The sequence below is a fragment of the Marinobacter nitratireducens genome, from assembly GCF_000708045.1.
In the GTDB taxonomy this organism is placed as follows: Bacteria; Pseudomonadota; Gammaproteobacteria; order Pseudomonadales; family Oleiphilaceae; genus Marinobacter; species Marinobacter nitratireducens.
This window is the reverse complement of record NZ_ANIE01000007.1, coordinates 215,898-237,059: the sequence shown is the minus strand read 5'-3', so window position 1 is coordinate 237,059 and position 21,162 is coordinate 215,898. Positions and strand designations below refer to the sequence as shown.

The 21,162-nt window shown below is 57.1% G+C and carries 20 protein-coding genes; 13 read left to right on the top strand and 7 right to left on the bottom strand.

Going from position 1 to position 21,162, the window contains the following annotated elements:
• Positions 1-113 precede the first annotated feature (113 nt).
• The 3 genes from D777_RS12245 (at position 114) to D777_RS12235 (ending at position 4,901) form a co-directional block, all read left to right on the top strand.
• Positions 114-1,217 carry a porin gene (locus tag D777_RS12245; RefSeq protein WP_036132530.1) on the top strand — a complete coding sequence of 368 codons (1,104 nt, stop codon included), beginning with the start codon at positions 114-116 and terminating at the stop codon, positions 1,215-1,217.
• A gap of 251 nt (positions 1,218-1,468) precedes the next feature.
• Positions 1,469-2,638 (top strand): nitric oxide-sensing protein NosP, encoded by a 1,170-nt coding sequence (nosP, locus tag D777_RS12240; RefSeq protein ID WP_036133067.1) that lies wholly within the window; start codon positions 1,469-1,471, stop codon positions 2,636-2,638.
• On the top strand, positions 2,616-4,901 hold the full coding sequence (locus tag D777_RS12235; protein ID WP_051669112.1) for a hybrid sensor histidine kinase/response regulator: 2,286 nt from the start codon (positions 2,616-2,618) through the stop codon (positions 4,899-4,901). Before nosP ends, D777_RS12235 begins: the two co-directional genes overlap by 23 nt.
• Before the next feature lie 49 nt (positions 4,902-4,950).
• Here D777_RS12235 and D777_RS12230 read toward each other — a convergent pair whose 3' ends face one another.
• Positions 4,951-5,628 carry a response regulator transcription factor gene (locus D777_RS12230; RefSeq protein ID WP_036133063.1) on the bottom strand — a complete coding sequence of 226 codons (678 nt, stop codon included), beginning with the start codon at positions 5,626-5,628 and terminating at the stop codon, positions 4,951-4,953.
• Between the two features lie 273 nt (positions 5,629-5,901).
• Between D777_RS12230 and D777_RS12225 the strand changes: the two genes are divergently transcribed.
• From D777_RS12225 to D777_RS12215, 3 genes are read left to right on the top strand one after another with little or no spacing between them, the layout of a single operon-like run.
• Positions 5,902-6,915: an ABC transporter substrate-binding protein gene (locus D777_RS12225; RefSeq protein WP_036132529.1), complete on the top strand. Its 1,014-nt coding sequence runs from the start codon at positions 5,902-5,904 to the stop codon at positions 6,913-6,915.
• 50 nt (positions 6,916-6,965) lie between these two features.
• A complete protein-coding gene (locus tag D777_RS12220; RefSeq protein ID WP_051669110.1) occupies positions 6,966-7,688 on the top strand; it encodes an ABC transporter permease in 723 nt (240 codons plus the stop codon).
• Positions 7,681-8,349 (top strand): ABC transporter ATP-binding protein, encoded by a 669-nt coding sequence (locus D777_RS12215; RefSeq protein WP_036132528.1) that lies wholly within the window; start codon positions 7,681-7,683, stop codon positions 8,347-8,349. The genes D777_RS12220 and D777_RS12215 overlap by 8 nt, the downstream gene beginning before the upstream one ends.
• Before the next feature lie 7 nt (positions 8,350-8,356).
• On the opposite strand, the gene D777_RS12210 is transcribed toward D777_RS12215, so the two are convergent.
• From D777_RS12210 to D777_RS12195, 4 genes are read right to left on the bottom strand one after another with little or no spacing between them, the layout of a single operon-like run.
• A complete protein-coding gene (locus D777_RS12210) occupies positions 8,357-9,160 on the bottom strand; it encodes an ABC transporter permease (RefSeq protein WP_036132527.1) in 804 nt (267 codons plus the stop codon).
• Positions 9,161-9,162: 2 nt separating this feature from the next.
• Positions 9,163-9,885 carry an ABC transporter ATP-binding protein gene (locus D777_RS12205; RefSeq protein WP_036132526.1) on the bottom strand — a complete coding sequence of 241 codons (723 nt, stop codon included), beginning with the start codon at positions 9,883-9,885 and terminating at the stop codon, positions 9,163-9,165.
• Positions 9,882-10,856: a YVTN family beta-propeller repeat protein gene (locus D777_RS12200; protein WP_036132525.1), complete on the bottom strand. Its 975-nt coding sequence runs from the start codon at positions 10,854-10,856 to the stop codon at positions 9,882-9,884. The genes D777_RS12205 and D777_RS12200 overlap by 4 nt, the downstream gene beginning before the upstream one ends.
• A gap of 43 nt (positions 10,857-10,899) precedes the next feature.
• The gene (locus tag D777_RS12195; RefSeq protein WP_036132524.1) at positions 10,900-12,072 is read right to left on the bottom strand and encodes an ABC transporter substrate-binding protein; all 1,173 of its coding nucleotides are present in this window, start codon (positions 12,070-12,072) and stop codon (positions 10,900-10,902) included.
• A gap of 316 nt (positions 12,073-12,388) precedes the next feature.
• Here D777_RS12195 and pedF point away from each other — a divergent pair, with 316 nt between their 5' ends.
• The 3 genes from pedF (at position 12,389) to D777_RS12180 (ending at position 15,841) form a co-directional block, all read left to right on the top strand.
• The gene (pedF, locus tag D777_RS12190; RefSeq protein WP_036132522.1) at positions 12,389-12,817 is read left to right on the top strand and encodes a cytochrome c-550 PedF; all 429 of its coding nucleotides are present in this window, start codon (positions 12,389-12,391) and stop codon (positions 12,815-12,817) included.
• Between the two features lie 90 nt (positions 12,818-12,907).
• On the top strand, positions 12,908-13,864 hold the full coding sequence (locus D777_RS12185; RefSeq protein WP_036132519.1) for a substrate-binding periplasmic protein: 957 nt from the start codon (positions 12,908-12,910) through the stop codon (positions 13,862-13,864).
• A gap of 201 nt (positions 13,865-14,065) precedes the next feature.
• Entirely contained in the window at positions 14,066-15,841 is a 1,776-nt protein-coding gene (locus tag D777_RS12180) for a PQQ-dependent methanol/ethanol family dehydrogenase (protein WP_036133059.1), read from the top strand.
• Positions 15,842-15,914: 73 nt separating this feature from the next.
• Here the strand turns inward: D777_RS12180 and D777_RS12175 are convergent, their stop codons facing one another.
• Both D777_RS12175 and D777_RS12170 read right to left on the bottom strand, forming a co-directional pair.
• Positions 15,915-16,502 carry an HD domain-containing protein gene (locus D777_RS12175; protein WP_227501770.1) on the bottom strand — a complete coding sequence of 196 codons (588 nt, stop codon included), beginning with the start codon at positions 16,500-16,502 and terminating at the stop codon, positions 15,915-15,917.
• Between the two features lie 23 nt (positions 16,503-16,525).
• Positions 16,526-17,296 (bottom strand): class II aldolase/adducin family protein, encoded by a 771-nt coding sequence (locus D777_RS12170; RefSeq protein ID WP_150112643.1) that lies wholly within the window; start codon positions 17,294-17,296, stop codon positions 16,526-16,528.
• Between the two features lie 143 nt (positions 17,297-17,439).
• On the opposite strand from D777_RS12170, the gene D777_RS12165 reads away from it, so the two are divergent.
• From D777_RS12165 to pqqA, 4 genes are all read left to right on the top strand, one after another.
• On the top strand, positions 17,440-18,132 hold the full coding sequence (locus D777_RS12165) for a Crp/Fnr family transcriptional regulator (RefSeq protein ID WP_036132516.1): 693 nt from the start codon (positions 17,440-17,442) through the stop codon (positions 18,130-18,132).
• A gap of 38 nt (positions 18,133-18,170) precedes the next feature.
• Positions 18,171-19,043: a bile acid:sodium symporter family protein gene (locus D777_RS12160; protein WP_036132514.1), complete on the top strand. Its 873-nt coding sequence runs from the start codon at positions 18,171-18,173 to the stop codon at positions 19,041-19,043.
• 143 nt (positions 19,044-19,186) lie between these two features.
• Positions 19,187-20,707 (top strand): acetaldehyde dehydrogenase ExaC, encoded by a 1,521-nt coding sequence (gene exaC / locus D777_RS12155; protein WP_036132513.1) that lies wholly within the window; start codon positions 19,187-19,189, stop codon positions 20,705-20,707.
• A gap of 332 nt (positions 20,708-21,039) precedes the next feature.
• Complete coding sequence (pqqA, locus tag D777_RS12150) at positions 21,040-21,111, top strand: pyrroloquinoline quinone precursor peptide PqqA (RefSeq protein WP_007153157.1); 72 nt, start codon at positions 21,040-21,042, stop codon at positions 21,109-21,111.
• Positions 21,112-21,162: the final 51 nt, after the last annotated feature.

The following is a 21,162-nucleotide window of genomic DNA, read 5'->3' as shown; positions in this document are numbered from 1 at the left end:
TTTCCCAATTTCCCCCCCTGACCGACCATGGAATTCAGGCGACAGACCACGCCTCGGATAACCGGGCTGTCCGGTATCCAGAACCCAGATTTCCAAAAACAACCGGGGGAATTATGAAAAACAACAACTTCAGAAAGTCAGGGCTGGCGATGGCCATGGTAGCTGCGATGGGCGCAAGCGCTGGTGCCAACGCAGCTGTTGAGGTATATAACGAAGACGGCACGACCTTCTCTGTCGACGGTTATTTTAACGCGTTCTACGTGAACCGTGACGACAAGATTGCTGATACCCGCAACTCTGACATCAAGATGGGTTTTCTGCCCAACACCATTGGTTTCAATTTCAGTAAGGAAGTAGGCGACCTGACGATGGGTGGGCGTTCTTCTTTCTGGTCCACAATCAACGACAGTCTGCAGTCTCCGACGGATACCGCTATTGACGTTCGTCAGCTGTATGCCACGGTGGATGGCAGCTTTGGTCAGGTTCTGATCGGTAAGGACTTTGGCCTCTACGCTCGCAACAACATTTTCCTGGATGAAATCCTGATGGGCTTCGGCTCTCCAGGCGCGGCTACCGGCGTTTCATTCGGCAATATCCGCTCTGGTTATCCGTATCCGAATCCATCCGCGCAGATTACCTACCGCTCTCCGGACATGGGTGGTCTGAAGGTTGCCGCGGGTGTTCTTGAGCCGGCCAACACGACACCGGGACCGCAGTCTGAGCAGTCTGCACCGCGTATTGAGGCTGAGCTTACCTACAGTGCGGATCTGAGTGGTGTGGCGTTGACCGGCTGGGTCAACGGCCGTTCCCAGAAGTCTGAAAATGCAACGACGTCTATCAGCTCCACCGGCGTTGGCTACGGTGTTCGCGCTGCGGTTGCCGGCCTGTCTGTTACCGCGTCCGGCTTCAACTCGGAAGGTGATATTCCCGTCCTGATCACCGACGCGAACCTCACCACCGAAGAAGATGCCAGCGGTTACCTGCTGCAGGGTTCGTACACCCTGGGAAGTAATCGTTTCGTGCTCTCCTACGGTGAAACCGAGTCTGATCAGGCCGATTTCGAAACCGAGAACTCTTCAGTGGCCCTGTTCCATGATGTAAACAGCAACTTCAAACTGGTTGCCGAATACAACATGTTTGAGCAGACCGTGAAGTCCTCCGGTGCCGATGCTGCCGACGCAGATACGATTGCACTGGGTGCCATCGTTACGTTCTGAGCGTTTACGTAACGAGGGCCAGCTCCCGGCACGGTACGGATGCCGGTGTCGGGAGCGCCTGTACTAAGACTAAAGTGCCGGTTTGTTCCATTGTGAGCTGGCAGCGCCGCCGGGCATTGATTCAGGAGGTATTTAAATCAATGGCTTATGATCATTTTGGCGCGCCTATTAAAAGCACTGAAGTCGCATTGGCTGCCTACGTGGATTCCGTAAAATCGGAAGAAACCCATCCGCGCCTGGAGCCTGTCGAAATGAAGTCTGCGACAACCCTGCCCGCTGTTCGCGTCGCAAGCTCCCATGTGCGCGATCCAATGTTGGCGGCCACGAACCTGGCCAGTCAGCTTAGTCACGAACATCTTGGATGTGTCCTTTTCTTCTGCTCGGCGGAATACGATCTCGGGCGTCTTGGTATTGCCCTGGAACATGCTTTTGGCGATGTTCGGGTCTGCGGGTGTACCTCTGCGGGTGAAATCACCCCGGATGGTTATGGTCGGGGCTGCATTACTGCCATCGGGTTTGACGAGCGTTATTTTGCCATCGATTGTGCTTTGATCAGTGAGCTGGATCAGTTTACGCTTCAGGACGCTCAGGGTGTCATCGACGGCTTGTTGACGACGTGTCGAAATGCCCAGCTTGCCCCTGTCAAAGGCAATACCTTCGCTATCACGCTTTTGGACGGCCTGTCGAGCCGTGAAGAGCTGGTACTGGCAACCCTGAACGCGGCCCTGGGGTCGATCCCGCAATTTGGTGGTTCAGCCGGTGACGACGAGCGTCTGGCAAACACGCATGTTTTTTACGATGGTAAGTTTCACACCGGTGCAGCGACTGTCCTGCTGGTCAATACGCCGCTGGATTTTCGCGTATTCTCCACACACCATATGGTGGATCGAAGCGAAAAACTCGTGGTCACCAAAGCCTGTGCCGAGAGCCGTACTGTGCATGAGCTCAATGCGGAGCCGGCCGCTGAAGCCTACGCCCGGGCGGTTGGTCTGAGTGTTGATGAGCTTGACCGCAAAGTGTTTGCCCTGCGACCACTGGGCGTGAAAATCGGTGGACACTATTTCATCCGTTCCATTCAGCGCGTCAACCCGGACAAGAGCCTGACCTTCTATTGCGCCGTGGAAACCGGCATCGTGATGACAGCGATGGAGCCGGAGTCGTTGCTGGACAGTGTTCGGACCCAGATCGAGGCCTCCGAACGGAGTGTCGGGCCGCCGCTGGTGACCATTGGGTGCGACTGCTTCCTGCGACGCCTGGAAGCGGAGCTCACCGGTGAAGTTGAGGCCGTGTCGGAATTTTTGCGGCATCATAAGGTGATTGGCTTCAATACCTACGGCGAGCAGTTTGACGGCATGCATATCAATCAGACGTTCACGGGGGTGGTCATTGGCCAGCCTGATGCCAGTTCCGGGCAGTTCTGATCCCTCGCCCTTGCAAGGCGACGACCGGGATCAGCGGATTGCTGAACTCGAAGCGGAGAATGAGCGTCTCCGCAGGATTCGTGATGCCCTGATTGTGCGCGTGGAATCCGGGTCTTCCCACAAGCCCGAGCCCTACGCGGCGTTCGAGCATTCTGTGGTGCTGGCTGAGCAGGTGAGGGAACGCACCGAAGCGCTGAACCAGGCCATGGAGGAACTCAAGGGCAGCAACAAGGCCCTGAACCGTGCCCGCGAAGAAGCAGAAACCACCCGTCAGCGCCTCAGTGATGCTATAGAAAGCATTGCCGACGGCTTTGTTCTGTTTGATCACCAACACCGGCTGATCCAGAGCAACAGCCGTTTCCGCAGCTACTGGCGCCATGCCGGCGCCAATCCGCCTGAACCAGGCACGGCCATCGTGGACATGAAACAGCAGGCCATCACCTGTGGTCTGATTGTGGAAGAGCACAGCCATCCGGACTCGGAAGGTGTGGTTTTTCTGCTCTCCAATCAGCGCTGGGTGCAGATGACCGAGCGTCCTACCCGTGAGGGCGGTCTGGTGGTGCTGTATTCCGATATTACGGACGTCAAGAACAGCGAGATGGCCCGGCGCATCAAGGCGCTTGAGGAAAGCGAACGATGGATACGTGTGGTGACGGATCATGTTCCTGCCCTCATTGCCTACGTCGGCGCGGACCTGACGATTCAGTTCTGCAACAAGGTCTATGAATCCTGGTACGGGCGTCGTGGTGAATCGCCGCTTGGCAAGCATCTACAGGACATCCACTCGCCGGAGTTCTATCAGCGGCTGATGCCGCAGATTCTTGAAGTGCTGGATGGTCACAATGTGACGTTCGAGTTTGAGGAAACCGGGGAACTGGGCGAGGAACGCTACATGCTTCGTTCCTATGTGCCGAACTTCGATGAACAGGGCGACATCATCGGCTTCTTCGTGCTGATCCGGGATATTACCGAGCGTCGCAAAACCGCGCTGGCGTTGGAACAGGCGTACGATCATCTGGAACGTCGGGTGAAGGAGCGAACTGCCGCGCTGACCGGGCTGAACAATCAGTTGCGCCAGGAGATCGGCGAGCGGGCTGCAGTGGAAGCCCGGTTGCGGGATGCCAAGCTTGAGGCTGAACGCGCGAACCTGTCGAAAACCAAGTTCCTGGCGGCGGTGAGCCACGATTTGTTGCAGCCGCTGAACGCGGCCCGGCTGTTTACCAGTGCCTTGCAGGAACAGTCATTCGGGCCAAAAGCCGAAGGGCTGGTTAAATCCGTCAGTACCTCGCTGGACGATGTGGAAAACCTGCTGGGCACGCTGGTGGATATCTCCAAACTGGATGCCGGTGTGATCAAGCCGGATGTCACGGCGTTTGATCTTCGGGACCTGTTGAACAACATCGCCAGGGAGTTCCGTCAGATGGCGGTTGCGGGCGGACTGCGTCTCGATTTTGTGCCGTCGTCGGCGGTTGTGGAGTCGGATTCGCAGTTGCTTGCGCGTATCTTGCGGAACTTCCTCACCAATGCCATCCGCTATACCGGTCGTGGCCGCATTCTGCTGGGATGTCGGAGGCAGAGGGATCACGTGCTTTTGCAGGTCTGGGATACCGGTCCGGGGATTCCTGAGGACAAGCTTTCTGAAATCTTCCAGGAATTCAAGCGTATCCGCCCGGAAGGTGCGCCAGCCGATAAAGGCCTCGGTCTTGGCCTGGCCATTGTGGACAAGATCTCCCGCATGCTCGGGCATGAGGTCACCGTGTCCTCCATAGAGGGGCGGGGGTCCGTGTTCAGTGTCCGGGTTCCGCTGGGTAAGCTGGCGCCCAAGCGTCCTGGGTCGGACGACCTGCGTCAGCCTTCCGTTGATCATGGCATGGGTGGCGCAAGGGTCTGGGTGATCGACAACGATCATTCCATCTGTGAGGGCATGCAGACCCTGCTTGAAGGTTGGGATTGTCAGGTGATTACCGCCGTTTCGCTAGCGGACCTTGAGCGTCAGCTGGATCCTGCTGAAAGCCCGGTCGACGTCATCCTTGCGGACTACCATCTCGACAATGACGAAACCGGCGTGAACGTGGTGGCGACGATTAATGATCGGCGCCGTGACCCGGCTCCAGTGGTGATGATTACCGCTAACTACACCAATGAGTTGAAGCAGCACATCCGAGGGCTCGGCCATGTGTTGATGAACAAGCCGGTGAAGCCTCTCAAACTGCGCAGCACACTCAATCACCTTATCCGGTGTGGCGGCCGGATCCAGCCATAAAAAAAGCCGGGATTTCTCCCGGCTTTCTCATTCGGTTCGATACTCCGGTCTAGCGCTTCAGATACTGGCTGAAGTCGACATCGCTGGCCGAAAGAATGGCCTGAACCCGATTGTGAACCCCAAGTTTGCGGAGAATAGCGGAGACATGCGCCTTGACCGTCGTTTCCGCGATGTTGAGGTTGTAGGCGATCTGCTTGTTGGATTCCCCCTTGGACATGCGCTCAAGCACCAGCAGCTGGCGACGGGTCAGGGAGTTGAGCAGTTCCGGTGAAATCGGGTTCTCATCGCCGCGGGAGCGCCGACTGGAGCTTTCCTTGCCGGTCCGGATGATGTCGGAGGGCAGGTACACATTACCGTTCAGTATCTGCTCTATGGCTTCGGTCATCTGGTCCCGGGGTGAGGACTTGGTGATGAATCCCACCGCGCCGTAAGTAATGGCCTGCAGCACCACTTGCTTGTCTTCTTCTGCCGAGACAATCACCACAGGAATGGTGGGGGCTTCATTACGCAGCGTGATCAGGCCGTTCAGGCCATGCATGCCGGGCATGTTCAGGTCGAGCAGGATCAGGTCCAGGTCGTCGTTTTCCCGGGTTACGTCCAGTGCGCTGTCCAGGTCGTCGGTTTCTATGATCTCACTGCCCTCAAAGCCTGAGGAAATCACGCTGGTGATGGCCTCACGGAAGAGAGGGTGGTCGTCGGCAATCAAAATCTTGTAAGCCGGCTCCATGAATGTTTCTACCTGCTTGTTGTCGGTATCAGGAGTAGGTTCAGAACCATGATAGCTGGTTTCCGAAGAGAGTGCGGCATCGGGCTCATTCAACATGGCGGCCTCCTATGTATGAGGTCTGGCAGCATTGGCTCGCGGCACCGGGCCTCTGGTTATTATTGTGATGATTCCATTACACGCCATACAGGCCTTGAGTTGAATGAGACCATCGCACCAAAAAACAGGCACTAAAGTACTATTCTTGGTGAATCCCGGGGTTCGTATCGTGGGGGTATGGACCAACAACAAACAACAACCGCCAACCGTTCCGGCTCCCGAATCCTTCGGGCCGCCAGTGCCTGCCTGATCTCTCTGGCGTTCACGGTGTGCGCGTCCGGTGGTGCCGCAGCGGCTACGTCGGCGTTGCCGACGCTGACCATCAGCGTGCTGCAATTCGGAACCGCGCACTGGGAGCTGGATCATCTCAAGCACCGGGAGCTGGATCACCGAAACGGCTATGACCTGGTCTTGAAGCCGGTTGCCAACCTGTCAGCCTCAAGGCTCGCGGTGACCAGTGGGTCGTCGGATGGCGCGGTGGCAGACCTGCTGTGGGCCCAGGCCCGGTACGAGGCTGGTAGTCCGTATCTCTATGTGCCGTTTTCGTCCCAAATCGGCGATATTGTTGTCGCCGAAGGCTCGACCATTGATTCCGTGGACGATCTGGCGGGAAAACGCATTGGTGTCGCAGGTGGCCCGGACAGCAAAGGCTGGATTCTGCTGCAGAATGTGGCCGCCAAGCAGGGGGTTAATCTGGCGGTCTCAGCGGACGTCCAATATGCAGCGCCCCCCTTGCTCAGCCAGGCCCTCAAGCGGGGGCGGGTCGATGCCATTGTCACCTACTGGCATTTCGCTGCTCGCCTGAAAGGTTCTGGCGGTTGGCGGTCTGCGTTTGGTATGGCAGACCTGCTCGAGGCTATGGATCTTGATACTAATCTGCCGGTACTGGGGTATGTGTTCCCAGCTGGGTGGGCCGGGAAGCACGCCTCCTTGATCGAACGGTTTTCCCAATCCCTGAATGACACCAAAACCGAGCTGGCGGGCCATTCCGAATACTGGCAAAGGCTTCGCCCTTTGATGGGGAATCCGTCGGACGGTGTGTTCGAGGCGCTCAGAAAGGGCTTCCTCGTCGGGACCCCTTCATTACTCACCGAGAGCCGCATTGGGGATCTTCACCACCTGCTGGAGCTGACCGGAACCGAGGCAGGCTCAGTGATGCCGGAGGAGCTCTTTTACAGGGGCGGGCAGTGAACGGGAACGCCGGTCATCCACCAGCCTGGTGCTACTGGGTTGTGCTGCCGATGCTGGTTGTCATCTGGGGTGTGATTGCATCCACGCTACAATCGCCCCTGCTGCCAACGCCTGTCGAGGTGTTGGATGCGCTGGTCCGGGAGTCCGGATCCGGAGCCCTCTGGCATCATCTGGGAGCCACCCTGGCGAGAGTTGCTGTCGCCTTCGTCCTGGCCATGTTGCTGGGCACATTTATTGGCATCGCCATGGGACGCTCCACTGCAACCAACGCGCTATTTGATCCGCTTCTGGTCTTACTGCTCAACCTGCCTGCTCTGGTCACGATTATCCTGATGTACGTCTGGTTCGGTCTGGTGGAAGTGGCGGCCGTGATGGCGGTCGTCATCAACAAAGTGCCCAATGTCGCGGTGACGGTTCGGGAAGGCGCCCGCAGCCTGGATCGACGCCTGGAGGACATGGCCACGGTCTATCAATTTTCGCGCTGGCAGCGGTTGAGGGACGTTTGGCTGCCACAACTGTTTCCCTACCTGATGGCCGCGACCCGGGGCGGGCTGGCGCTGATCTGGAAAATTGTTCTCGTCGTGGAGTTGCTGGGCCGGTCCAGTGGTGTCGGGTTCCAGCTACACATGGCTTTTCAGGTATTCGATGTGGCGTCTATTCTGGCGTATAGCCTGGCGTTTATAGCGGTCGTGCAGTTAATTGAACTGGCTGTCCTGCAGCCGCTGGAACGTCGGGCCAACCGCTGGCGTCAGCCGGAGGTTGCCCATGCTTGAACTGCAGATTGAGGGTCGGGATTTTTGCCGCCCAGTTCTCGGTCAAGTGAGGGCGACCGTTGGAGCCGGGGATCGCATTTGTCTTCTGGGGCCATCCGGGATCGGGAAAACTACCTTACTGAATGCGATTGCCGGCCTGGACGTATCGGTCCCCGACTCAGCAGTTATCGGGCGTGAGAACCACCGGGTTGGCTACCTGTTTCAGGAGCACCGGTTGCTACCGTGGCGAACCCTGAAAGCCAACCTGAAACTTGTAGGGGCAACCAGGGGTGAGGCGCAAGAGTTGCTGGCCCAGGTTGGGCTGAATGGGTACGGCGATTATTTCCCGGATCAGCTTTCCCTTGGTATGGCCCGTCGTGCGGCCCTTGCTCGCTGTTTGGCGGTAAAGCCGGATTTGCTGCTGCTGGACGAGCCGTTTGCGTCTCTTGATCCGGTGATGGCGGATGAACTGAAACAGTTGATTGCCCGGATTCTCGACGCCCACCCGGCCATGGCGATGATATGCGTCACTCACGATGCGAACGACGCCGACATCCTTGCCAACCGACTCTGGTATTTGGACGGCAGGCCAGCAAAGTTAAAGTGGGACAAGCCTGTTGATGGCAAAGGAGTGGTTCAAGGACTGTTGAACAAACTCAGGACCAGAGAGTGTACTGATTAGTCACATCTCAGGCTGCTTTACTCCCCAGGATGCGAGTACGCTGCGGTCGGAATCCTGCCGTTGCGAACACGGCAAGCACGACAGTGACACCCGCCGTGATCCCATAGGCTGTTGGGTTCCACTCCAGATAGAGTGAAAACCGGATCGCTTCCACGGCGTGGGTGAATGGATTGAACTGGCAAATCCAGTAGAGCCAGGGACTGGCTTCGTTCATCCGCCACAGCGGATAGAGCGCGGACGACATGAAGAACATCGGGAAGATTACGAAATTCATCACGCCCGCAAAGTTTTCAAGCTGCTTGATCCAGGTTGCAATCAGTAGTCCCAATGCGCCCAGCATCAGGCTGGTCAGGATCAGCGCTGGCAGAATCGCCAGATAGCCCCAGAGCGGCGGTTCGACATCCACCAGAAGCGCCAGCAACAGGAACACATACACCTGGCCGATGGAGACCACGCCCATGGCCAGCAGTTTGGTGACCAGCAGAAACGGGCGAGGCAGTGGGCTCATCAATAACACGCGCATGCTGCCCAGTTCCCGGTCATACACCATCGAGAGGGCTCCCTGCATGCTGTTGAACAGGATGATCATGCCACACAGGCCAGGGGCAATGTAGGTCTCGTAGGTGATGTAAGTTTCGTAGGGCGGAATGATGGAAATGCCCAGTACCGCCCGGAAGCCGGCAGCAAACACCACCAGCCATAGCAAAGGCCTCACCAGTGCGCTGGCGAAGCGGGTTCGTTGCTGCCAGAAGCGCAACCATTCCCGGGTCTGGATGCCGACAAAACAGTGCCAGTAGTGCGAGGCTTTCATGGTCAACCGGCTCCGGTCAGTGAGTGGAAGGTTTCGGCCAGATCCTGCGTGCCCTCGGCCTCGCAGATTTCATGGCCGTCACCATCGGCCAGTAGCTGGCCCTGATGCAGAATCAGAACCCGATCATCATTGCGGACTTCTTCGATCAGGTGAGTGGCCCAGAGCACGGTCAGTCCGTCCTCTTCGCATAGCGTGCGAACATAGGCGTTCAGCGCTTTACGGCTGGCAACGTCCAGCCCGACAGTGGGCTCATCCAGCAGCAGTAGCGACGGTTTGTGGAGCAAGGCGCGGGCGATTTCGACCCGGCGACGGTGACCGCCGTTCAACTGCCGAACGGCATCGTTGGCCCGGTCAAGCAGGTTGAAGCGCTCCAGCTCCTGGTCGCCCCTGAGCCTGGCCTCTTTGCGGGAAAGTCCGTGCAGGGCCGCGTGGTACTGAAGGTTCTGGCGAACGGTGAGGTCGAGGTCCAGCGCGTTTTGCTGGAACACCACACCAATCTGACGCATAGCTTCAGCAGGCTGCTTCTTCAGGGATTGACCGGCAAGGAGGATATCGCCCTGTTGGAGCGCGAGAAGACGGGTAAGGAGGCCAAACAGGGTGGACTTGCCTGCGCCGTTGGGGCCGAGCAAGGCGTGAAAGCGCCCGGAGGTCAGCGCGAAGCTGACCTCTCTCAATACCGGTTTGTCGCCGTAGCGAAAACTGAGGCTTCGGGCTTCAATGGTCATGACGTCGGATCGATAACCACACCCCAGGGGTAGCGGCCCACCTTGATGGATTTGATCACCCTCATGTCCTCTATATCAATGATGGACACATCGCCGGACACACCGTTCGTGGTATAGAGGTGTTTTTCATCCTTGTCCAGGTCCAGCTGCCATACCCGGGCGCCGACCAGAAGGTAGTCGAGCACCTCGTATGTCTGAGCGTCCACCACGGCAACGTGGTTGGAGGGGCCCAGGGCAATGAAGGCGTACTTGCCATCGGAGGTCAGTTCGATACCGACTGGCTGAACGCGATCCTGGTTCACCCCCGGTACTTTGAAGGTCATTTCGTGGATCTGCTCCAGGTTGTCCACATCGATAATGTGAACGGTGCCGCCAATCTCAGCCGAGGCCCAGGCAACCTTGCTGTCCTTACTGAACTCCACGTGGCGCGGGCGCTGGCCCACGACAATGTTCTTTTCGATCTCGAAGGTTTCGGTGTTGATCCAGTGCAGCATGCTGGTGGTTTCCGAGGTGTTGACCGCCCACTTGCCGTCGGGGCTCACCGCCATGCCTTCGGGTTCGACCCCAACGTCAATCTGGGCAAGTACGTCCTTGGTGGATACGTCAACCACGGTCACGATTGCGTCGTCTTCGTTGGAGATATACAAATGTTTGTTGTTCGGGTGCAGGGCAAACTGCTCCGGGTCTTCGCCGGAAGGCAGGGTATCGACGATCTTCCGCGTGGCGAGATCCATGATCTGCACGGTGTCATCGTCGCTGGCACAGATGTAAAGCTTGGAATGGTCTTTCGAGAGCAGGATGCCCCGCGGACGCTGGCCCACATCAATTGTCTCGACAACCTCTTGGGTGTTGGTGTCGATGATCGACAAGGTATTGTCTTTCTCGTTGGACACATAAGCCATGCTGGCCATGGCTGGGCCGGAAAGACCAATCATCGTTGCCAGGGCGGTCCGTTTGAGTAATCTGTTCATGGTTGTCGCTCCTTTTTGTTCTGAAACCTAAATGCCCTGAGGCTCAATTATTGATTCGGCAGTCACTTTCCGGCTGATCAAAACCGAGCGTGTCCATGGTGGTTCGGGGATGCAAAAAGCCTTCGAACGGTGCCCGGGCCACCAGACCGCGCGGGTGTACCAGAGGGACTGGCTGTCGGAGCTGCCCGTTCCAGCCGCGATAAGTCAGCTTGCGGCCTTTGAAGGCGGCGAGCTGGAACTTGTCACTGAACAGGAATGCGCGAATGTCTGAGGCGTCGGTTGCATTCAGCCGGGTAACCGCGGTGCCAATTGAGCGAACAGCCGCCCAGGCGGCGTAGTCCTCGCCGTTCATGTGGCGTCCCGCCAATTCCTGGAAGCGACTTTGTAGCTGTGCAGCACCCCAACTCTCAACCACCCTGTGCCAGGTCACTGGCGTCATTCCCTGGGTACCAACCACCGGCCGTGGTAGCCAGGTATTGAACGGCACGTACTCACCAAAATCGCCACGCACATCCGCCACGACAACGGCATCGTAGTCATCGGCCTGAGTAAAGAGAGGCAGTTCTTTGGAGGCAGTGCGGCGCAGGTCGGCATTAAAGGTCCAGGGCTTGTCTTCGACGATTTCCAATCCGAACCGCTTGGCCGAGCGCCGGAACGCGTTCGCCCAGCCCTCGTCCGCACTGGTGGGACCGGTGATCAGGAAGACTTCTTTCCATCGACGCTGATTCAGCCACTGCCCCAGCGCATCCGTGAGCATGCTGTAACTGGGCAGGGTGTGAAGGAGATTGGCGTGGCATTCGGTGGTTCTAAGCGAGTCCTCTTTGGCGCCTGCATTGAATAGCAGTGTGTTGTCGCCTGATTTGGATGCCAGCATCTCTAGGGTGCTGGCGGGAGCATTGATAACGAAGAGGTCAATGCCGTCGCTCTGCATTGCTTCAAAGGCTGCGGCTGCGGCAGCCTCAGAGTCCGCTACCAGGCTTTCAAGATTGTATTCCTGGCCCAGAAATTTTCCGGTGGTGCGATTGTCCTCAATGGCCAGTTGCGCGCCGCGCAATCCTGAGTCTTCGGGCTCGGGAATGACGTTGGATAGAACCGGCCCCTGGTCCGGAATCCACTGGACGTATCCAATCCGCACGTTCAGGCCCTCGGCTTGAGCCGGGAGGGCAATTGTCAGTGCTGCGAGCGTCGCGGCGAAAAGCCGCTTCGAGAACGCCATGGGAATCTCCAGGTTATTGTTGTGGTTCCAGCTTAGTGAAAGGGGGGAGGGGGCGAAAATATTCAGAAAGTAGCAAAGTGGCGCTACTTAGGAACTAATTTTCGGGCGATATGGAAATCCTGATTCCCTGATTTCAATGACTTGCATCATATTATGGCTGGTCGCTCACTCTCTCCGTCTACTACCAAGGAACTAAATTAAATCCCCCAAAGTGGCATTCGGATCCGCTCTCGGGATTCCTAGACTAGAAGTCAGCAAGTTGGCTTTCCATAACTCCAATTAGCCAGCGCACGGGGAAATAACAGAGGTAGACACAATGACAACGTCCTTTTCACTCAAAGCATTGATCGCCGCCGGGCTTTTTGGTGCCGCTGGCCTGGCTATCGCGCACGGTAACGTGACACCGCAAGCCGTCGATACCGGGGACCTGCCCAACCTGGGCGATGAGGTCCTGATCGAGAATCCGTTCCGGGAAGGTAACGCCCACGGAGATATGCAGGAAGAAGCGGTAAAGATCGGTGAGAGTGCCTACGCGGGCAACTGTGCAGGCTGTCACGGCATTCGCGCCATGTCAGGCGGCCTGACGCCAGACCTTCGCGAGCTGACCATCTGGGATGACGAGTACTTCATTACGCGTGTTCGCAACGGTACTGATCGTGGTATGCCGTCCTGGAAGAAGACGCTGGATCAGAACGCCATGTGGGCCATCAAGACCTACGTGGAGTCTCTGCCAAAGCCTGAGTAACAGGTGGGAGCGTTCACCAGAAAGGTCTGTTTGCGGGCCGGCCTTGTGCCGGCCCTTCGTCGTTAAGGCGAGCTTGCCCGGGAGATTACAATGAAAAAAATTGCCCATATTTTTATCTTAATGCTGGCCTTCCAATGGGTGGGTGCCCAGGAAGCGGACGATGGTAACGAGCTGCTGAACCGTCCGGCTGATCGCACCTATGACATCATCATGGAATCCGGTTATCTCAAGGTTGGCGTCTACGAGAACTTTCCGCCCTATTCCTATGAAGTGGACGGTGAGCCCCGAGGTATTGATGTCGAGCTGGGAAAGCGGATTGCCGAGGAGATGGGGCTGGAATTCAGGGTGCACTGGATTGTGCCTGACGAGAACCTCGGCGATGACCTGAGAAACAATGTCTGGAAAGGACATTACCTGGCCAAGCAGCGTCTTGCCGACGTCATGCTGCGGGTTCCTTACGATAAGCAGTACGCCTACATGCAGGACTCCACCGGTGAATATGTCAATGAGCAGGTGGTCATGTTCGGTCCCTACCAGCAGGAAACCTGGCAGATCGCCTACAACCCGGAGCAGCTGGAATCGGTGCAGACCATCGCCGTCTTTCAGTACCACCCCATCGGCGTTGAGATCGATACCTTGCCTGATTTCTATCTGAGCTCGGGCCTGCGGGGTCGGTTGAGGGATCAGGTCCGGCATTACCGGAGTGTTGAAGACGCGTTCGCCGCCATGCGCGAGGGTGAGGTATCAGCGGTTATGGGTATGCGGGCAGAGATTGATCATGAACTTGCCAAGCCTGTAAACAAGACGTTCCGTCAGGCCGAAAATGGCTTTCCCGGCATTGGTAAGCAGGTCTGGGACGTCGGCATGGCGATCAAGCAGAACCATCGGCAGCTTGGATATGCGCTTGAGGACGTCATCGGCAAGTTGGTGAAATCGGGTAGCCTGGACCAGATGTTCTCCGGATTGCAGCTCCGTTACAGCGTGCCGCAGTACTACAAAGAATTCCTCAGTGAGGAAGCTCTGGCCAAAGCTGAGGGCAGACTCTGAGCTCCAGTCCAGTGCCTGAAAAAGCCCGCGAGACCCTCGCGGGCTTTTTCGTTCCGGGAAGGTATTACTACCAAGTGATGAGAAAACCTGTGCCGGGGGTTAATTGTTGTGTTTTCCCATAAAAAGAAGAATCAACTCAGAGGCGGGAAAAGTTCCCGGTTCGCCGAGAAACTGAAAACAAGAGAATTGGAGAGCGCAACCATGAGAACGAACAAGTTCGGGATTCGCATTGCTGCCAGCGCGCTGGCGCTGGCTGTTTCCTACGGTGCCCAGGCGGTGACCGACGAAGATATCATGAACGATGCCAATACCCCTGAAGATGTTGTCAGCTATGGCATGGGTACACAGGGCCAGCGTTTCAGCTCCCTGGAAGATCTGAACACGGATAACGTCAAGTTCCTGCAGCCTGCCTGGGCTTTCTCCTTCGGCAGCGAAAAAATGCGTGGGCAGGAAACCCAGCCCATGGTCAAGGATGGCGTTATGTACGTCAGCGCCTCCTACTCTCGTGTCTACGCCATCGACGCCAAGACGGGTGAAGAGCTCTGGCAGTACGACGCCCGCCTGCCGGACGGCATCATGCCCTGCTGTGACGTTGTAAACCGGGGCGTTGCCCTGTACGACGACAAAGTCATCTTCGGTACCCTCGACGCCAAGCTCGTTGCCCTGAATAAGGACACCGGCAAGCCGATGTGGATCAAGAAGGTTGCGGACTACCAGGCGGGTTACGCCATTACCGCCGCGCCTCTGGTTGTCAAAGGCAAGATCATTACCGGTGTGTCCGGTGGTGAATTCGGTATCGTTGGTAAGGTGGAAGCCTATGATGCCAACACCGGTGAAAAGGTCTGGACCCGTCCGACCGTTGAAGGCCACATGGGGTATGTCTACAAGGATGGCAAAGCCATCGAGAATGGCATCTCTGGCGGCAAGGCCGGTGTAACCTGGCCGGGCGATATGTGGAAAAACGGCGGTGCTGCAACCTGGCTGGGTGGTACGTACGATCCTGAAACCGACTCCCTGTTCTTCGGTACCGGTAACCCTGCTCCCTGGAACTCGCACCTGCGTCCGGGGGACAACCTGTTCTCCTCTTCACGTCTGGCCATCGACCCGGACGACGGCAGCATCAAGTGGCACTTCCAGACTACCCCGCACGACGGCTGGGACTACGATGGTGTTAACGAGCTGGTTTCCTTTGACCTGAAGGAAGGCGGTAAGACCATCAAGGCAGCGGCCACCGCTGATCGTAACGGTTTCATGTATGTTCTGAACCGTGAGAACGGCGACTTCATCCGAGGCTTCCCATTTGTTGACAAGATCACCTGGGCCAAAGGTCTGGATCCGAAAACCGGTCGTCCGATCTATACCGAAGGCGGTCGTCCCGGTAACCCGGCTGATATGGAAGGTAAAAAGGGCAAGACTGTCGTAGCTCAACCTGCATTCCTGGGTGGCAAGAACTGGATGCCGATGGCGTACAGCCAGGAGACCGAGTTGTTCTATGTTCCTTCCAACGAATGGTCCATGGATATCTGGAACGAAAACGTATCCTACAAGAAAGGCGCCGCCTTCCTGGGTGCGGGCTTCACCATCAAGCCGGCTAACGACGATTACATCGGTGTGCTCCGTGCGATGGACCCGAAGACCGGTAAAGAAGTGTGGCGTTACGAGAACACCGCGCCTCTGTGGGGTGGTGTGATGACAACCGCGGGTAATCTGGTGTTTACCGGTACGCCGGAAGGCTACCTGAAGGCGTTCGACGCCAAGACGGGTGAAGAACTGTACCGCTTCAACACCGGCTCCGGTGTGGTCGGTACCCCGATCACCTGGACTATGGACGGTGAGCAGTATGTCTCCGTGGCCTCCGGCTGGGGTGGCGCGGTGCCGCTCTGGGGTGGTGAAGTGGCCAAGGTGGTCAAGGACTTCAACCAGGGTGGTTCCATCTGGACCTTCAAACTGCCGAAGGATCGTGTTGCCAGCAAGTAATACTCTGGCTTCATGATGAAAAAGGTCGCCCTCGGGCGACCTTTTTTTATTGCTGCACCGGGCGTTGAGACCTTTATTCCATTACCGACTCGGCTTCCTTATAAAGGGACTTCACCGGTTTTGCGAACACCTTGCGAACCATGGGCTCAAAGTAGTCCAGCGGCAGGATTTCCCCCTCCGGGTCAAACGCCGGTGAGTCGTACTTGCTGACGAACTCAATGGTGCGCTTGAAGTGTGGATGATCCTTGTACCCATCACGCATGTTCCGGTCCATGCCGAGGTAATGGAAGAAATAGTAACCCTGGAAGATCGCGTGGTGTTTGATCATCCAGTGGTTGGCTTCACTCACAAACGGTTCCAGCAGCACGGCGGCCACGTCGGCGTGGTTGTAGCTGCCCAGGGTGTCCCCAATGTCGTGCAGCAGTGCGCAGACAACATACTCGTCGTCCTTGCCGTCGCGATGGGCCAGGGTTGCGGTTTGCAGGCAGTGAGACAGGCGATCAATCGGGAACCCGCCGAAGTCACCTTGCAATAGCATCAGGTGTTCCAGTATGCGATCGGGCAGCGCCTTGGCAAACTGGCCGAACTGACTCGCGATCAGGTTCCAGTCTTCTGCTGTGCCATCTTTCATATGGTGGAACTGCGCTTTGGGGGCGTTCATATCACTCATTTCTCAATCTCCTCTCAGTCCCGAAAGCCCGGGTCGATCCGATCCAGCTTGCGCAGCAGACCCGGCCAGGCCAGTTTTCCGCCCATGCCCTTGGTCGCTTGTTTGGCCTGGGCCTGAATGGTGCTAAGAATCTCATCCGGGATATGAACCAGAGGTTGGCCCGAAGCGGTAGCCTGGAGCTGGATTTCGCAGGCGGTCTGCAGGATGTACATGCCCAGGAAGGCCTCTGCGACGCTGCTGCCCGTTGTCAGCAGGCCGTGATTGCGCAGGATCATGAAGTTGTTTTCTCCCAGGTCTGCCTGTAGCCGAGCCTTCTCATCCTCACGCAGGGCAACGCCTTCGTAATCGTGGTAGGCCAGGTTCGACAGCGGGAACAGGCTTTGCTGAGACAACGGCAGCAGACCTTCCTTCTGGGTGGAGATGGCGACGCCTGCCGTGGTGTGGGTGTGCATGACACAGGAGACGTCTTCGCGAACCGCATGCACCGCGCTGTGAATGGTGAATCCGGCCGGGTTTACATCGAAATCGTCCGGATTGATCTTGTTCCCGTCCTGATCGATACGCACCAGGCTTGATGCGGTGATCTCATCGAACATCATGCCGTAGGGGTTGATGAGGAAGTGGTGTTCGGGACCCGGTATACGCACCGAAATATGGGTGAATACCAGGTCGTCCCAATCGTAGTGGGCGATCAGGCGGTAGGCGGCGGCAAGGTCAACACGGAGTTGCCACTCTTCCTCGGTGACCTGGTGCTTCTTGGACGGAATGGCCAGAGGCTCTGACATTTGGTAATCCTCTCTCTCGACAAGGCGTTGTTTTTGTCTTTGACGAATATCAGTCTAGGCGGATTGATGAGCATGACACTGTCAAATCGTTTACATTGTATTTGTGGCTGCATCATTAGACTTGTCGGAGACTCCTGATTCCAATGCCGGATATCAAAACCGCGCTCAGATCCTGCCCGCTATTGAAGGCCCTTCCAGAGCCGGCATTTGATGAAGCCGGCTTGATGGCAAAAGTCCGCCGTTTCAGTGCGGGACAAACAATCTACGATCGCGGCTCCATGCAATCGACGCTGTGCATCATTGCCATCGGAACCGTGAGAGTAACGTCGGTCAATCCGGCGGGCCGGGAAGCCACACTGATTATTTTTGACGAGGGCTCCTGGTTCGGTGATACGGTTTTTTCTCCCGGTATGCCGAGGGTTTATGGGGTAACGGCGCACGAAGATGCGACCGTCATCGAACTGCCGGGGGAGAGGTTCCGGCAATTGCTGGCAAAGTACCCCGAGAGTTACCCCGTGGTGCTGGATATGGTGAGTCGCCGGCTCTGGTCGGCGATATCGATCCTGGAGGACGATGCCCTGAGAGGGGTTTCGGCCCGCCTTGGGCGACGCTTGTTGTTCCTGGCGGAGATTCAGGGAATCCGGATTTCGGACACAGACGCTGTGGTCTTGAGGCTGACCCGTGAGCAAATTGCGAACATGATGGGCATGACCCGCCAGGGCGTGCATCGTCGTATCAAGGAGTTCGAGTCGCTCGGTTTGCTGAGGCTGGATTATGGCAAAGTAACGATTACCAACCCTTCCGAGCTGAAGGCGCACATCGCTGCCCTTGATTGAAGGGCCAAATAAATAAAACAAAAAAGAGGAAGTGCAACATGGAAACCAGTCCGCTGATATCGATCGGCCTGCCGATCTCTCTGTTTATCATCATGGTTGGCATCGGGCTGACACTGACCCTCAAGGATTTCGGGCAGGTAACCATGAACCCCAAGGGTATGATCGTTGGCACCGTGGCCCAGATTCTGGTCATGCCTCTGGTGGCGTTTGCCATCGCGCTCATTCTGGGGCTTGGGCCTGCGATGGCGGTGGGGCTGGTCATTATTGCAGCCTGTCCGGGGGGGACTACCTCCAATCTGTTTGTACTGCTGTCCAGAGGGCATATCGCGCTGTCGATACTGCTGACGGTTTCCGCCAGTCTGATCACCATTGTGAGCCTGCCATTTTTCACCAACTACGCGCTGCAAATGTACTTCGGTGAGGGCGCAGATGTGTCCTTACCCGTGGGCAAGACCATTGCCATGCTGGTCGTGATCGTCCTGCTGCCAGTCTCCATTGGTATGTTTATTCGAACGCGGATGCCGGAGCGAGCGAAAAAGGCGGAAGGGGTGGTCAGCATCTTTGGCGGGATTGTACTGCTGGTGCTCATTATCGCCCTGATGTGGGGGGCTCGGGATCGCCTGCTGGAGCTGCTGACTCAGGCCGGCCCCGCTGCTTTCCTGTTAAACCTCGTGGGTGTGTGCCTCGGCCTGGCCAGCAGTCGGCTCGTCGGGCTTTCCCAGCGTGAATCGCTTGCGGTCGCCGTGGAACTGGGTATCAAAAACGGCACCATCGCGCTGATGGTCACGTTAACGCTGCTTGAATCCAGTGAAATGTCTATTCCGGCCGTTGTCTACAGCGTGCTGATGTACGGCTTCGGGTTCCTGCTGATTCTGGCAGGCCGTCGCCTTGTTCCCGCCGCTGCCCAGTAGGGCGGTCCGGACCATCTACTACCAAGGGAGGAGTTTTTCACCCCCATCGGATCATTCACCAATCCTGGTTCGGCGTCTACATTGAACAGGTAAACGCGAAAGGCCGCGTTGCCCTGCGACAAACACAACAAGAGGTCGACACCATGATCTACGCACAACCAGGAAAGGATGGCTCCGTCGTTTCTTTCAAATCCCGTTACGAGAACTACATCGGTGGCGAGTGGGTCGCCCCGGTTAAAGGCCAGTATTTCGAAAACATCACCCCGGTAACCGGTGGTGTTATCTGTGAGATTCCTCGTTCTACCGCTGAAGACATCGAATTGGCTCTGGACGCCGCGCACAAAGCTGCGCCGGCCTGGGGCAAGACTTCCGTGACTGAGCGTTCGAACATCCTGCTGAAGATCGCTGATCGCATCGAAGCCAACCTTGAAAAGCTGGCTGTTGCAGAAACCTGGGACAACGGTAAGGCCGTTCGCGAAACCCTGAACGCCGATATCCCTCTGGCGGCGGATCATTTCCGCTACTTCGCCGGATGTCTCCGTGCCCAGGAAGGCCATATGGGTGAAATCGACCACAACACCGTGGCTTACCATTTCCATGAGCCGCTGGGCGTTGTTGGTCAGATCATTCCCTGGAACTTCCCGCTGCTGATGGCGGCCTGGAAACTGGGCCCCTGCCTGGCTGCCGGTAACTGCACCGTGCTCAAGCCCGCTGAGCAGACGCCTGCCAGCATCCTGGTGCTGATGGAAATCATCGGTGACCTGCTGCCGCCGGGCGTACTGAACGTCGTAAACGGCTATGGTGTCGAAGCAGGTCAGGCTCTGGCAACCAGCAAGCGCATCGCCAAGATCGCCTTCACCGGCTCCACTCCGGTCGGCGCTCACATCATGAAGTGCGCGGCTGAGAACATCATTCCGTCAACCGTAGAGCTGGGCGGTAAGTCCCCGAACATCTACTTCTCTGACGTTATGAAGGCCGAGCCCGAGTTCATCGACAAGGCCGTTGAAGGTGTGGTTCTGGCGTTCTTCAACCAGGGTGAAGTCTGTACCTGTCCGTCCCGCGCCCTGGTGCAGGAAGACATGTTCGAAGAATTCATGCAGAAAGTGGTTGAGCGCACCAAGGCGATCAAACGCGGCAACCCGCTGGATACGGACGTTCAGGTGGGCGCCCAGGCCAGTAAGGAACAGTTCGACAAGATCATGTCTTACCTGGAAATCGGTAAGCAGGAAGGCGCTGTTGTGCTGACCGGTGGTGACCGTGAGCACCTGGATGCCGACTTCAACGACGGCTTCTACATCCAGCCGACCCTGTTCAAGGGCGACAACAAGATGCGTGTCTTCCAGGAAGAAATCTTCGGACCGGTTGTGGGTGTCACCACCTTCAAGACCGAAGAAGAGGCCCTGGCGATCGCCAATGACACCGAGTTCGGTCTGGGTGCGGGCGTCTGGACCCGTGACACCAACCTGGCCTATCGCATGGGCCGCAACATTCAGGCCGGTCGAGTCTGGATGAACTGCTACCACGCGTACCCGGCTCACGCTGCCTTCGGCGGCTACAAGAAGTCCGGTGTTGGCCGTGAAACCCACAAGATGGCGTTGGAGCACTACCAGCAGACTAAAAACATGCTGGTCAGTTACGACACCAATCCGCTGGGCTTCTTCTGATCTGCAAGAGCGGAACCGCGGGTCCTTCCACACGGGCCCGCATGTGAGTCAGCACAGGATGTGCACCTTAAGCCCCCGGTGTCTGGCCGGGGTTGCTCCTGCGGGAGCCTCTGGGTTTTCTTGTCACTCTCTTTAGGTCCTTCCCAGGGCCTTTTTTTGTGCCCGAAATCCGCGACTTTCAGACATTGAAATATCCGCCCTAAGACCCCTGAAAAACAGTCCCAAAGTAGCATATTGGGGCCTGTTCACCCCCGTTACGATGGAATTCGGGTTATCGGAAACGCCGGTAATACACCAACAATGCCTGACAATGACGATAAGAGGTGAGCATTATGTGGACCAAACCAGCCTATGAAGATCTGCGCATCGGTTTCGAAGTCACCATGTACTTCGCCAACCGCTAAGTGGCAGGGCGGCCAGCAACAAAACGCTGGCCGCATTTGTTTCCGGGATCC